This is a genomic window from Robiginitalea sp., assembly GCF_982776155.1.
On record NZ_CEXZKX010000001.1, the window covers coordinates 313,743 to 327,963 of the forward strand.

At 56.3% G+C, this 14,221-nt stretch carries 12 protein-coding genes; 3 read left to right on the top strand and 9 right to left on the bottom strand.

Annotated elements, in window-relative coordinates; all coding sequences use genetic code 11:
* Positions 1-123 precede the first annotated feature (123 nt).
* Positions 124-1,512, bottom strand: coding sequence for a tRNA uridine-5-carboxymethylaminomethyl(34) synthesis GTPase MnmE (gene mnmE, locus AC3DKS_RS01205; RefSeq protein ID WP_015754673.1), 1,389 nt, complete (start codon positions 1,510-1,512; stop codon positions 124-126).
* Between the two features lie 238 nt (positions 1,513-1,750).
* Here mnmE and AC3DKS_RS01210 point away from each other — a divergent pair, with 238 nt between their 5' ends.
* Complete coding sequence (locus tag AC3DKS_RS01210) at positions 1,751-2,116, top strand: DUF4870 domain-containing protein (RefSeq protein WP_015754674.1); 366 nt, start codon at positions 1,751-1,753, stop codon at positions 2,114-2,116.
* Here the strand turns inward: AC3DKS_RS01210 and AC3DKS_RS01215 are convergent.
* The 6 genes from AC3DKS_RS01215 to AC3DKS_RS01240 form a co-directional block, all read right to left on the bottom strand.
* Positions 2,088-2,933 (bottom strand): GNAT family N-acetyltransferase, encoded by an 846-nt coding sequence (locus AC3DKS_RS01215; protein ID WP_187289160.1) that lies wholly within the window; start codon positions 2,931-2,933, stop codon positions 2,088-2,090. The two genes, AC3DKS_RS01210 and AC3DKS_RS01215, sit on opposite strands and share 29 nt — an antisense overlap.
* A 13-nt stretch (positions 2,934-2,946) precedes the next feature.
* A complete protein-coding gene (gene dnaN / locus AC3DKS_RS01220; protein WP_015754676.1) occupies positions 2,947-4,065 on the bottom strand; it encodes a DNA polymerase III subunit beta in 1,119 nt (372 codons plus the stop codon).
* Positions 4,066-4,176: 111 nt separating this feature from the next.
* Complete coding sequence (gene gldG, locus AC3DKS_RS01225) at positions 4,177-5,844, bottom strand: gliding motility-associated ABC transporter substrate-binding protein GldG (RefSeq protein ID WP_015754677.1); 1,668 nt, start codon at positions 5,842-5,844, stop codon at positions 4,177-4,179.
* Positions 5,841-6,572, bottom strand: coding sequence for a gliding motility-associated ABC transporter permease subunit GldF (gene gldF, locus AC3DKS_RS01230; protein WP_272607185.1), 732 nt, complete (start codon positions 6,570-6,572; stop codon positions 5,841-5,843). The genes gldG and gldF overlap by 4 nt, the downstream gene beginning before the upstream one ends.
* Positions 6,573-6,577: 5 nt before the next feature.
* Positions 6,578-6,877, bottom strand: coding sequence for a putative quinol monooxygenase (locus AC3DKS_RS01235; RefSeq protein WP_041327182.1), 300 nt, complete (start codon positions 6,875-6,877; stop codon positions 6,578-6,580).
* Positions 6,878-7,708, bottom strand: a complete 831-nt coding sequence (locus tag AC3DKS_RS01240; protein WP_015754680.1) for an SAM hydrolase/SAM-dependent halogenase family protein — start codon at positions 7,706-7,708, stop codon at positions 6,878-6,880.
* Positions 7,709-7,832: 124 nt separating this feature from the next.
* Here AC3DKS_RS01240 and AC3DKS_RS01245 point away from each other — a divergent pair, with 124 nt between their 5' ends.
* Complete coding sequence (locus AC3DKS_RS01245) at positions 7,833-8,786, top strand: PhoH family protein (protein ID WP_015754681.1); 954 nt, start codon at positions 7,833-7,835, stop codon at positions 8,784-8,786.
* A gap of 1 nt (position 8,787) precedes the next feature.
* The gene (locus AC3DKS_RS01250) at positions 8,788-9,738 is read left to right on the top strand and encodes a phosphoribosylaminoimidazolesuccinocarboxamide synthase (protein ID WP_015754682.1); all 951 of its coding nucleotides are present in this window, start codon (positions 8,788-8,790) and stop codon (positions 9,736-9,738) included.
* A 9-nt stretch (positions 9,739-9,747) separates the two neighbouring features.
* Here the strand turns inward: AC3DKS_RS01250 and AC3DKS_RS01255 are convergent, their stop codons facing one another.
* Entirely contained in the window at positions 9,748-13,200 is a 3,453-nt protein-coding gene (locus AC3DKS_RS01255; RefSeq protein WP_272607186.1) for an Ig-like domain-containing protein, read from the bottom strand.
* A gap of 345 nt (positions 13,201-13,545) precedes the next feature.
* Positions 13,546-14,214, bottom strand: coding sequence for a 3'-5' exonuclease (locus AC3DKS_RS01260; RefSeq protein ID WP_272607187.1), 669 nt, complete (start codon positions 14,212-14,214; stop codon positions 13,546-13,548).
* Positions 14,215-14,221: the final 7 nt, after the last annotated feature.

A 14,221-nucleotide genomic window follows, 5' to 3' on the forward strand; every position in this document is an offset into this window, starting at 1 on the left:
CGTTTCGATTTTATAGAATTCGGGAATATGAGCGCCAGTAAAATCGAAATAGGGCACGACCTGCTTTATGCCAATTGATGCTTGCGCCGATTTTCATGGTACTCCCAGAACATTCTTTACTATTTACTTCCCGATACAGAAGTTTGAGAAAATATTGCCGAGCAGGTCGTCTGTGCTGATTTGCCCGGTGATCTCCCCGAGGTGGTGGAGGGCCTCGTTGATGTCCACGGAAACCAGGTCGGAAGGGATTCCCGCTTCCATGCCTTCACGGACGTTCCCGATGGCCTCCTGGGCTTTTACCAGCGCCTGGTAGTGGCGGGAATTACTCACCACCGGGTCGTTGTTTTCCAACACCCCGCGGTTGACCAGGCCGAGCAGCGATGCCTGGAGTTGTTCGAGTCCTTCCCCGGTCCGCGCCGAGATGCCCAGGGCCTCCGGGAGGGCTTCTTCCAGTTGTTTCCGGGCCTTGTCATCAAGCCGATCCGTTTTGTTGACCAGCAGGATAACCGGTTTGTCGGGGTGGCGTTCGCGGATGGATTGGATTTCGGCCGACCAGGAGGCAAGCAGGTCCGGGTGGGCGCGGGAACCGTCCACCATGTAGATGATCACCCGGGCCGCTTCCATTTTTTCAAACGTTTTCCGGATACCGATGTGTTCCACCGTATCCTCTGTTTCCCGGATCCCCGCCGTATCGATAAAGCGGAAGCCAATACCTTCCAGGACAATCTCGTCTTCGATGGCATCCCGGGTGGTCCCGGCAATTTCACTTACGATGGCCCGCTCTTCCCGCAGCAAGGCGTTGAGCAGGGTGGATTTCCCAACGTTCGGGGCCCCGGCAATGGCCACGGGAATCCCTTTTTTCAGGACGTTCCCCAGGGCAAAACTGTCTATCAACCCCTTGAGCAGGGCGCTGAGGCGGTCCAGCAGGCCGAAAAACGCTTCGCGGTCCGCAAATTCCACGTCCTCCCCTGAAAAATCGAGTTCCAGGGTAATCATGGAGGCAAAGTGCAGTAACTCCTCCCGCAGTTTCGCGATTTCCGAACTGTACCCCCCGCGCATTTGCTGCAGGGCAATCTGGTGGCTTGCCTTGTTTTCCGAAGCGATCAGGTCGGCCACTGCTTCGGCCTGGCTGAGGTCCATTTTCCCATTGATAAAGGCGCGAAGTGTGAATTCCCCCGGGTTGGCCATCCGGCATCCCGAATCCAGGAACAGGTTCAGGATTTCCTGCTGGATATATACCGAGCCGTGACAGGATATTTCCACCACGTCCTCCCCCGTATAGGAACGGGGAGACCGGAAGACTGTGGCGAGTACCTCGTCCAAAATGCGATCCCCCTTGCGGATAGTCCCCAGATGTACCGTATGCCCGGGACAATCTTCCAGGGCCTTACCGCTGGCCGCGCGGAATTTCTCCGCCGCCAATGGGATGGCTTCCGGCCCGGACAGTCGCAATACGGCGATTGCGCCGGAACCGGCCGGGGTGGCAAGTGCAATAATGGTGTCTCTGTCCATCGGGTTTGCAGTGTTGGCCCACACAGGTGCGCAGGCCCGACAAAAATACGATTAATGAATTTGTCTGCACGCCGCACCCTGCGCGACCCCCTGGGGGTTGAAGGTTCTGGTTATGGGAATGCGGGTCCAGCAGTCGGTTACGCGGGTCCGGTAGGCTTCAGCGGACCTGATATGTGTAACATTTTTGATCGTCCTGCGACCCATAAGTTGCAATCATCAATCAAAAACCGCTACTACTATGGAACTCGTATCGCAACAAACCCTCCGGGAAGACCGCCAGCTGCTTACCGTCACCCACCTGACGCAATTGCTCGGTTACATCATTGGTTTCGGGAGCCTGATTGTCCCCCTGATTATCTGGCTGAGTTCCCGCAATACGGTTATGGACATGGATGCACACGGCAAGGCCATCTTAAACCTCCAGTTAAGCCTGATTGTTTATATCATCGTGGGAATTCCGGCCATCCTGCTCCTTGGGCTCGGTATCCTGATACTGATCGGGGCGGCCGTTCTGGGCTTTGTTTTGCCCATTGTAAACGCCGTTCGGGCCAGCAATGGGGAAGCCCCCAGCCAGTTTATGACCATTCGGTTTTTCGGTGCTTGAACCTCAGGAATTGCGCAATGCCCCAGGCCAATAGGCGCAGGTGGGGTCTGGCGGCCGGGTAAACCACCTCGGTCCGGTAGGCCTCCATCCGGTTGGCAAGGTCCTCTTTGTGCTTCAGGTCGCCCCAACCCAGGTCTACGATCCGCAGGTCGTTGGCAAAGGCCCAGCGAATTTTCTCCAGCAGCATGAGTTTGCCCAGGCCAAAAGGTTCATATTCCGTGTCGAACCCGGTAATGGCGCTGGCCATTACCCCCTGGCGATGGTAGTTCAATCCGATGGAAATAGGGGTGTCGCCATCGTAAATGGCCATCAGGGAGGCTTGGTTATCCCGGATCCGGTCCCAGGTATGGCGCACAATGTCCTCCCAGCGGCCCAGCGAATCGTGGTTGACGTCTTTTTGGGCAAAACGGCGTCCGATCATGGTTCGCAACCCGGCCATCAACTCCCGGTAGGTCCCCGGGTCCATATTTTCAGTATGCACTGTAAAACGAAAATCCACCCGATCCTCCAACCGCCTTTTCAGGCGCCGGCAATTCTTATATCGCCGGCTTCCCAGACAGTCCCGCAAAAACGCTTCGATTTCTTCTGCAGGGGATAAATCGACCAGGTAGCTCCGGTGCAACCTGCACGTGTACGATTTGAATCCGGATTGAAGTTGCGGGCCGCCACCAGGCAAATAAGGGGGAATCAGGTGGACGACAGATATCCCGCCTGAAGCAGGTGTCCGGGTGTCTGGCAGGCCCTTTGCGCCCTGGTAAAACCAGGGCAGGCAGTCTTCCTCATAAAGAAGGTTGTGGAAATGCAGGTGGCGGATCACCGGCCGCAGGCTGTCAGGAATTCAGCATTACCGGCATAACCAGCATGGTGATGAATTCGCCTTCGTCCAGGCCGTCTGCAGGGGTCAGTATCCCGGCCCGGTTGGGCAGGCTCATCTCCAGGGAAATCTCATCCGACCCGAGATTTCCGAGCATTTCCACCAAAAACCGCGAATTGAACCCGATCTGCAGGTCGTCGCCCTGGTAGGAACAGGTGAGCCGCTCCTCGGCCTTGTTGCTGTAGTCCACATCCTCCGCGGAAATATTCAGCTCCGCCCCGGCAATTTTCAGCCGGATCTGGTGGGTGGTTTTATTGGAAAAGATGGAAACCCTTCGAACGGAACTCAGCAGTTGGGAGCGCTGGATCACCAATTTGTTCGGGTTTTCCTTCGGGATAACCGCCTCGTAGTTCGGGTACTTCCCGTCGATCAGCCGGCACACCAGGACGGTATTGGCAAAGAGGAACTTCGCATTGCTGTCGTTGTAAGCTACCGTAACAGGGTCTTCGCTTCCCGCCAGGATGCCCTTGAGGAGGTTCAGGGGTTTCTTGGGCATGATAAACTCCGCCACTTCGGATGCCTGTACGTCTGTCCGCCGGTATTTGACAAGTTTGTGGGCATCCGTGGCCACAAAGGTCAGCCCCTCGGGCGAAAACTGGAAGAATACGCCGCTCATCACCGGGCGCAGGTCGTCATTCCCGGCGGCGAAAAGGGTTTTATCGATAGCGGTGGCCAGGATGTCCCCCATGATTTCCGTTTTGCTCGGGTCCGGGAGTTCCACGGCCTTCGGGAATTCGGCCCCGTCCGCATAGGCCAGGGCGTATTTCCCGTGGCTGGAACTGATCTCCACCGTATTATTGTCCTCGACAACAAAGGTCAGCGGCTGTTCGGGGAAGGTCTTGAGGGTATCCAGCAGCAACCGGGCCGGGACGGCAATGGTCCCTTTATCCCCGGAATCGACCTCCAGTTCCGAACTCATGGTTGTTTCCAGGTCGGAAGCGGATACTGTCAGCTTCGTGCCATTCAGGTCAAAGAGGAAATTATCGAGGATGGGCAGCGTATTGCTGTTGCTGATGACGCCTCCGAGTACCTGGAGTTGTTTCAGTAGATACGTGCTTGAAACTATGAATTTCATTGAAAAAATGCTTTAAAACGCCGGAAATCCCCGGTGGTTTGGCTCTTTTTGGGTGTTCTGACAAATATATCCCAAATGTGGGTTGAAGGAAAACAAACTTATCAACAGGAATCAGGCGTACCGGCGCCGTCGGATATACCGGAAAAGGCCGCCAAAGAGCAGGAGCAGTGCAATGGGAAGCCCGATATTCAGGAGTTGCCATTGGGTTTTCTCGGCTGCCGCTTTCCGGGGGTCGAGCAGCGGGATAGCCACCTCCTTATTGCGGATGTTTATAAGTCCGTTATCCTCCAGCAGATAATTGACTGCATTCACGAGGAATTCCTTGTTGCCGTAGAAATTATTCGTCCATTTGTCATAGCCGAGTTCCAGGGGCCGGCCATTCTGCAACTGGTTGGAGGCGAGGTCCCCGTCGGATACAACGATCATTCGGTTTTCAAGGCCCTGCTCCCGGTAGTCCGGCAGGTCCACAGGTCGGATCCGGTTGGCATAAGCGGAGCGGAAGGCACCTTCCACCAGTACTGCCAATGGCAGGTTGCCCGGCACAAATCGCTCCGGATCGGGTTCTTCCCGGACCAGTTCCAGACTGACTATTTTGGGCGTCCCCTCGGCACGTGAGCGGGGAGAAGAAGCATACAGGATGGTTTTCCGGTACGGGTTCTCCAGGGTGTCGATGGTGCTGGCAAATTGCATCCTCAGCGCTTCAAGGTTCCGGTTGATCGGGTGGTTGTCCCGGGAAAAAACCATCGGGTGGTAGACCCAGGGCAATGGATTGTACTCGGAGCCCGTACCGCTGCCCGTGGCCAGGACTATCTGGGTACAGTACATATCCGCAACCAGGTTCGCGTTGATTCGGACCCCGTAGCGAAATAGCAAATCGTCCAGGTTCAAATTGCGCGCCAGGGCAACCCCCTGTCCGTCCTCGTTGAGCAGGCTGTCCAGTTCCATGGCTACCGGGTCCACGAGCCAAAGGGTCTTCCCGCCGCCCACCATATACTGGTCCAGCACGAGTTTCTCGGGCTCGGTAAAAGGTTCTGTTGGTTTGACGATCAATGCAGCCTGGAAATCCCGGAGCGCGGCAAGCGTCCCTTGCGGGTTGGTAGCCACGGAATCCAGGGTAAAAGGGGCGATGTTGTAATACGTGCCCAGGGTGCTGAGCAAGTCCGCCAGGCGGTTGTCCGGGACTTCCCCGTTCCCCTTGAGTACAGCGATTTGTTTCCGGGTAGTAGTTCCCAGCTTGGCAAACGCGTCGGCAAAGGCGTATTCCAGGTTCTGGATGGAACGGTTGACGCGATCCTCGGTGGAGGCCCCCAGCTGGTTTCTCAGCAGGGCTACTTTTTCGGAACGCCCCCCGTAGTTGACTACCGCCCAGGGAAAGACGACCTCCTGGGAAACGCGGCCGCCTTCCTCTGTGGTGACACTGGCCGGCTTCAGCCCGAATTGTTGCAATTGGTCGAGGACTTCCGGCCCGGCTTCCCCGCCTTCCAGGGGGTCCATGTAGGCATAGCGGATTTCCGGATTACCGGTGGCAAACTGCTCCAGGAGCAGGCCTGTTTCCCGGCGCAGCCGCTCGAATTCGGCCGGGAGATCGCCATCGAGGAGGATATCGATGACCACCGGCCCTTCAAGGGCCGCCACTACCTCCTCGCTTTCGGGGGCCAGGGTAAAACGCTTGTCTTCGGTTAGGTCCCATCGCTTGTAGGCCAGGCTTCCGGCCAGGTTGACCAATACGAGGAGGGCCAGCCCGATGAGGAAACTTTTGAAAAATCCGCGCGTTTTCATTGTCGGTACGCATTTAGCCGCCGGGTGGTCAAAAAGAGGAAGAAAACCCCCAGGCTGATAAAATATAGCAGGTCCCTGCTGTCTACAATTCCCTGTCCGATAGCCTCGTAGTGTGCCCGGATTCCCAGTTCCCGGATAAACAGGGCCGTACCCCCGTCGGGGAAGAGGGTGGCCAGGCTATCGAATCCCTGATAAAACAGGAAACAGCCTGCCACAGCCAGCATAAAAGCGGCAATCTGGTTTTCGGTAAGGCTCGAGGCAAACAAACCGATGGCCGCGTATACCCCCATCAGCAGGAGCAGGCCCGCATAAGACCCCCAGACCAGGCCGGTGTCCAGGTTGCCCGCTGTTGCCCCAAGCTGGTGGACGGCCAGGACGTAGAGCAGGGTAGGGAGGAGGGTGACCCCGATTAGGGCGCAAACCCCTAGGAACTTCCCCAGGACCAGGCGGCCTGTGGAGACCGGTCGGCTCAGGAGCAACTCCAGGGTTCCGAGTTTGCGTTCCTCGGCAAATGACCGCATGCAAACCGCCGGGATCAATAACAAAAACGCCCAGGGGGCCAGTAAAAAAAACAGGCTCAGATCGGCGAATCCGTAATCGATGATGTTAAACGGCCCGCGGAATACCCAGAGGAACAGCCCGGTGATTACCAGGAAAATCCCCATAACCAGGTATCCTACCGGGGACGAAAAGAAGGACGAAAATTCTTTTTTAAAGACTGCAAACATGCCTGTCAGGATTGAAATTCGTTGTGTTTCCCCAGGCTCCATGCCCTGGGCTTTTCCGAAAAAAGCTGGCGGGTCCTTCCCCAGACTTCCCGAAAAAACTCCGAATTCCGGTAATTCTCCAGGTCTTGTTCGGTATCCCAGAGGCTGTAGGTAAAAAACGTATTGGGATGATGCATGTCTCGGTAAAGCTCCAGGTGCCGGCATCCTTTGGACGCCCGGATGGTTGCCGAAGAATCCCTGAAAATTCGCTCAAAACTAGGAATATTTTCGGTTTTAAAGGTCATTTGTACGATTCGCGTAAGCATTTACTGGAAATTGATGAATACGGTATCCCGATAGTCCAGGCCCAGGAGGGTCGCAGCCCCCCCAACCGTGTTCAGGTTGCTTTTGTAAATAGCGAGTTCCACATACCCGGAGGAATTGAAAAGCGCCAGCAGGTCGCCCGGGCCCCTGCGCTGTGCCCGGTCCAGGTCAAAATTGATAAACCCGCTGTACCGGTCGTGGATGGCGGTTAATTTCTGGTTTCGCGCCTCCAGGGTAAAGGAGCGGCCTTTGCGGTAGGCGTCAAAGAGGCTGCGTTGGATATTGGTGACCACGTTGCCGTAATTGTCGATGTAGATGACGCTGCCTACGATTGTGTCGCCGTCGTTAGTTACCCGGGGGGCGAACTCTTTGTAGTGACGCAGTTTTCCAAAGGGTTTCCCGATGACTTCCGGGGTGCCTCCCCGGGCCAGGTGGCAGGCGGCGGGCACAAAAACGCTCAACACGGGAAACGCATCCTGGACGGTTCCCGGCAGGCTGATTTCCACGACCTTCTCCGGCCGGACTTCTTCAACGATCAGGCTAATCACCCCATTGTCCGCGGTTACAAAATAGTGGCCGTCTACCTTGACGGCCAGGTGGGTGGTCTCCGGGGTGCGTTCCGAATCGACTCCGACGATATGGATTGTCCCCTCGGGAAAGGCCTTGTATGCATTTTTAAGCAGGTAGGCGCACTCCTGAATGTGGAAGGGGTTTACCTGGTGGGAAATATCTACGATCACGGCATCCCTGAGCTCCTTGTGAATCGTTCCTTTAATGGTCCCTACAAAATGGTCTTTCAAACCAAAATCTGTAGTCAGGGTAATGATCGGCATCCGGCGCTGTTGATATTTTTTTAAGGGTTCAAACTGTTTTTTACGTAAGTTTGTCAGACAAAATTAAGCAAAAAAACAGCGGAGGCAATCTGCCTTTTTCACCTCATTTTCAAACACCTGCTTTTTGAACGAACTCAGCCTGGAACTTACGGATATCAGCCCCAGGGATTTCTTCGGGGAACGGAATTCCAACATTGAACTGCTTAAAAAATCGTTCCCAAAACTTAAAATTGTCGCCCGCGGCAGCCGTATCAAGGTATATGGCGAACCTGCGCAACTCGAGGAGTTCGAGAGGCGATTCGGGATGCTGACCGAGCATTTTACCAAGTACAACAAACTCGATGAGAACGTCATCGAACGGATTCTGGACAGCAACGACTCCAAGGATTACGCCTCTCCCGCCAACAGCGGGGATGTCCTGGTGCACGGTGTCAACGGCCGGTTGGTCAAGGCGCAGACCGTCAACCAGCGCCGGCTGGTGGACGCCATGTCCAAACACGATATGGTTTTTGCCATCGGCCCGGCGGGTACCGGCAAGACCTATACGGGCGTGGCCCTGGCGGTTAAGGCCCTGAAGGAAAAGCAGGTCCGTCGGATTATCCTGACCCGTCCCGCCGTGGAGGCGGGTGAAAACCTCGGGTTCCTCCCGGGAGACCTCAAGGAAAAACTCGATCCCTACATGCAGCCGTTGTACGATGCGCTGCGCGATATGATCCCGGCCGAACGCCTGGCCAAGTTCATCGAGGACGGCACCATCCAAATCGCCCCCATGGCCTTTATGCGGGGCCGGACCCTGGACAATGCCTTTGTAATACTGGACGAGGCGCAAAACACCACCCATGCCCAGATGAAGATGTTCCTTACGCGAATGGGCAAGAATGCAAAATTCCTGCTCACGGGCGACCCCGGGCAGATCGACCTGCCCCGGCGCGTGATCTCCGGGCTCAAGGAGGCCCTGCTGATCCTCAAGAATGTCAAGGGTATCCAGATCATCTACCTGGACGACAAGGACGTCATCCGGCACCAGCTCGTTAAAAAAGTCATCGACGCCTATAAAACCATCGAACACCAGAATTGATATGGCCCAAACCCTGACGGATACAAATTTCGAGTTCCCGGGACAGCAACGCGTTTACAAGGGCAAGGTCCGGGAAGTCTACTACCTGGAGAACAATTTGCTGGTAATGGTTGCCACCGACCGGTTGTCGGCTTTTGACGTGGTAATGCCCCGGGGCATCCCGTATAAGGGGCAGATTTTGAATCAGATTGCGACGCGGATGATGCAAGCCACCGAAGACCTGGTCCCCAACTGGCTGCTGGCCACCCCGGACCCGAATGTGGCTGTGGGCGTGCATTGCGAGCCTTTCAAAGTGGAAATGGTAATCCGCGGGTACCTGGCGGGCCATGCTGCCCGGGAATACGCAGCGGGAAAAAGGGAATTATGCGGGGTGCCGCTGCCTGAAGGGATGCGCGAAAACGACGCATTTCCCGAACCCATCATCACCCCGGCCACCAAAGCGGAGAAAGGGGACCACGACGAGGATATTTCCCGGGAAGGGATCCTGGAACGCGGCCTGGTAAGCGCCGAGGATTATGCCGTCCTGGAGGACTATACCCGGAAACTTTTCCAAAGAGGGACCCAGCTGGCTGCCGAACGCGGCCTGCTGCTGGTCGATACAAAGTACGAATTCGGCAAGACCCCGGATGGAAGGATTGTGCTGATCGACGAGATCCACACGCCGGATTCCTCCAGGTACTTTTACGCATCGGGTTACCGGGAACGCCAGCAGCGGGGGGAAGCCCAGAAACAGCTTTCCAAGGAATTTGTCCGCCAATGGCTTATCGCCAACGGGTTTCAGGGCAAGCCCGGCCAGGAGGTACCTGAAATGACCGACGCCTATATCGATACAGTTTCAAACCGCTACATCGAACTCTACGAAAAAATTACCGGCGTCCCGTTTGCCGGGGCGGATACTTCCGACATCCCCGGCAGGATTGAAAAAAATGTACTCGGCTACCTCAGGGCGTAGCGGGATATTTTATTTCACGAGCATTTTGGCGGTATACGCATAGTCGATTCCCGTGAGTTTCACGATATACAAGCCCTTGGCCATCCCCGCCAGGGTTACCGAGGCAATGCCAGACCCGTCGGCAGTGACGGTTTCCCGCTGCATCAGGTGGCCGGAGGCTGCAAAGATTTCCAGCTCGTAGGTGTCTTCCTGGACGTTGCTCATCTGCACCTGGGAGTAGGAGGTAGCCGGGTTCGGGGATACTTTCATATCCCGGTCGTCGTCCAGGATGGTCCCGGTAGCCAGGATGTCCGGTACGGTAACCTGCCCGCTCACTACGCGGACCACCTTAATTTGAAACGATTCGTCTTCTTCCGTCTTCAGGTCGCTGATTGTCCGGACTTCCAGGGACGCCTGCTGCGATCCTGGTTCAAAAACCAGCTCCGTCTCAGAGGCAACGTAATCGGATTGCTCCGTGGTGATGTCCACAAATTCCAGTTCCAGGACAATGCGTTCGCTGGCGGGCTGGCTCAGGGCGAATTCGAAAATGAGCGGCCTGCCTTCCGTTTGCCGGACATCGACGGCCTGGATAGCTGCCTGTGCGGCTCCGTCGCCGGGCTCTTCCCCGTTTCCGTCCCCATCGGGATCTTCACCGGAACCCCCGTCATTGCCGGGATCTTCACCGGAACCGCCGTCATTCCCCGGATCTTCACCGGAACCGCCGTCGCCGGTATCCCCACCCGGAGGGTCTGCTGCCTCAACGGTGAGCAGGGCCGAATGGGTAAAATTCCCGTCTGTCGTGGTAGCTGTAATTTCTACCTGGCCTTCGGACAACGCCTGTACCGTTCCGTTCCCGGAAACTGTTGCCACGGAGGGATCCGAGCTGCTCCAGGAGACAGATTTGTCCGTCGCGTCGGCGGGCAGGACAGCTGCAGTGAATTGCAGGGTTTCCCCTATTAGTAAGGTGGCATCGCCCGGGGTAACCGTCACGCCTGTTACCGCAACGGTTTCCGATCCGCCTTCACAAAGGGTTTCCCCCAGGGACAGATCGGTGGCACTCTGACCCGCCAGGGCCAGGGTAATCCGGTCGATCAGGTGGTCGTTGGAACGGCCGGAAATCTGCAGGGTGTACACTCCGGGCGTATCGAATTCGGCATATATCTGGTGTGCGTCGTGGTCGCTCGTATTTGTAGACCAGGTCCAGTCCGTTGTCCCGCTCAGGTAGACTTTAAACCACCCGTCTGCACTGGCACCTGCCGGGTTCGGGGTTTTTCCGGAACCTTTTGGGTAGACCCGGCTCCCGTTCTTTTCGCCGTAGAAGTCATCGGCATCCGGAAAACGGACCCAGCTGTCGTTGGCTTCGGTGGAGTTTGTGCCATGCCCCACCTTGTTCCTCCATTCAAAACGGTAGGTGCCTGGGGTGTGGATCACAATGGAGGTGCTGATAGTCCCGTTCCCGGGCGAACTGAATGAATTGCCTCCCTTCCAGACAATGTACCCGGATCCGGTTGCATCGGCAAACGAATTTCCGGTATTCCAGCCCTGGGCGAGGTCCAGGTTCTCCGCTTCAATAATCACGCGGCCGTTTTGTTCCTCAAAGTCGGCTTCGCAATTACCGGTTCCGCCGCCTTCCCCTCCGGAATCTGAAGTTTTCTCAACGAGGGCTACCCAGTCGGCCCCTGTATCCGCGGGGGCAGTGCCCAGGTTGCGCACCCCGCCGCCATTGATCGTGGCAACGCTTCCCTGTTTCAGGGAACCCCCGGACCTCGGGTTGTACCAACGGACGGAATACGTGCCGCTCACCCCGGAGAGGTTCAGGGATTCCGTTCCCGAACTCGGGATATATACCACGTAGATTTCCCCCGTCTTGGCAAAGCAATACGACCCGGATTTTGATATCAATTCATCCCGGCTCTCCATTGCCCAAAAAGGCAGGTAGTCGTTGAAGAAGTCAAGGGCCAGTTTGGCATCTTCCCATTTTGTCTTTCGGCTACGCCAGTCTTCGGCAGTGAGGTCGGTGACACCTGTCTGGTACCCGAAGTAGTATTCCACTCCGGCCCCTCCGGCCATCAGCGTGCCCCATAGGGTTTTGTGCCGGACATCCGAGCGGTTGTCTCCGCGGGAGCCTTTGTCCCCGCTGTAGGAGGCATCAGCGGCCACCCCGGTGGTGTGGTCGCCCTGTTCGTCATTGGTCACCACCCACTGCTTTCCGCTCGCTTTTGAATCATTAATCCAGCGCTTGACATCCCGGTGGATGTTATTGATCTGGATCTGCAAAGACGGCCCTGTGAGGTCGGAATCCCCCAGGAGGGGCTCGTAGAGCTCACTTTGACTGTTTGGGTAGGAGTGGATGACGATGTGGTGGTTGTACGGGTCCAGGGATTTGATATAAGACGCGTAAGCCCTGACCCGCGTATTATTGGTATCTCCCAGTTCGTCGTAGAGGTCGTTCTCTTCTCCCAGGTTCCAGTTCAGGGCCAGGTGGTGGCCAAAACGGGCCACGAGCTCCCGGTAATACAGCTTGCGTTGCACCCCGAGTTCCCCGCCGTCCAGGAGGCGGTCGTTTTCCTCTTCCTGTGTCTTGAAATGCAGGAACATCCCTTTGGAATCGGCGTGCTGAAACAATATTTCCCACTGTTCGAGTTTGGAGACGTCGTACCGCAGCCGGTTGGCCGCGTCCTGGCCGCCGGGCTCATCCAGACCGCTGTGGGTGGTGGATACCCAGGGCCACACGTCCTTTCCGTCGCCGATAACGCTCATGGTCAGGAAGGAAAAGGCATTCATCCCTTTACTGGCCAGGTAGTTGACGGCTCCGATAAGCGCCCTTCCCTTGCCGTTTTTCCAGTCGGCATCCCCTTGCTGCCAATCGCCGAGGTGGGGCGACCAGGTCTTGCTGGCAACCGTATTGTCAAAATCGGCATAGGCCAGAAGGTTTTCAGGCGAATCGGCACCGGCCTTCAGGAAGTAGGTACCGTTTTCCCGGAATCGGAGGTAGCGTTCGCCAACGTATTCCAGTCTGCCTTTACTCCGGTTGTCCGGGGCGGATTTCGTGGACAGCCCAATCTGGAAGGAGCCCGAGGCACCATCGAATCCGGTGGCCGTACCCGCGTTCGGGTCCAGGCTGATGGCAACTTCGTCGCCGGTGCGGAATGAAGCGGTGTAGGTCCAGGTACCCACCTGGTCCGGGGAAAACCGCACGGCCCATTTATTGCCGGAGGTCGCGCTTGATTCAGCGGCATTCCCGTCGGCTGCAAAAAATCCGGGGACGGTAAATTCGCGGCCATCCGGTGCGGTAAAAAGCACATTCAACCGGTAGTTAAGGAAGGGGTTCTGGGAGGCAGATTCACTGGTCTGCGGGCCGTCAAACAAAATTTGGATGCGGTGCCATTTCTGCAGTTCACCGGTTACCTGGCCCTGGGCCCGGAGTCCGGCGGTGGCAAAAACGAATAGTGTCAGGGAAAGAAGTAGGTTACGGGGGCTCATGATTTAGGATTAGGGGCATTAACAGTTCACAAATATTCGGCGTGTCGCTGACGCATTTGTTCCCTAATCTCATGCCTCCGATCCCGTCCGGGTAAAACCCGGACCATTGCCTACATCGGGGTAGGGCAGGTGGAGCAATCCGATACCAAAAAAACAGGCCGCTAACACGAGGTATCAAGCTGGTTCAGCGGCTAAAACAATTTTTAGTAGGTGTAATGTGTTGCCATAGGAGGCGCAATAAGATTTGGGACTACAAATATATGAGAGGAACGAATATTTCAGATGAAATATTACTTTTTTTCGATGAACTGCAAGGGCTCTGTATTCGGCAGGCCAAATTGCCTATTATTTGCGGCTTCCGAGTTTTAATAGGTCCCGTGTGGTGAGTGGACGCTTGGCCCGCAGCAATTCCAGGATGTTTAGGAATGCTATGGCGGTGATATAGGCATCCCCCAGGGCCGTGTGCCGGTCTTTGCAGGAAATATCGAATTTGTCCGCCAGCTCGTCCAGGGTATAGTGGTCCTTTTTGCGCAGCAGCGGGCTCTTGATCAGTGTGTGCCCGTATAACAGACCCGTATCGATCAATGGGTTGCGCAACGGGCCGAGCCCGGATCGCTGGCAGGCAGCCTGGATCATCGCCTGATCAAAAGAAATGTGGTGTCCCACAACGGGCGATTGCCCTGTAAAATCCAACAGTTCAGCCAAAGCCTCCCTTTCGGTGACGCGTTCCGAACTGCCTGTGCGGAGGATGCCGTGAATCGGCACGGAGGCTCGGTCAAAATGCTCCTGTTTTACAAAGCGTTCCAGGCTTTCCTTAACCCGGATGCGCCCCTGGCTAACGCGTAGGGCGCCAATACTAAGAATGCGGTCATGCTGCGGGCTGAATCCTGTGGTTTCCGTATCGAGCACCACAAAGTCTACCGCTCCCGGGTCTTCCGGATACTCCGGAGCAGCCTGGGGGGAGCCGGGCAGCAGGCGGCGGATTTTTTCGACCAAATTATCCCAATTCTTCATCTGTTCC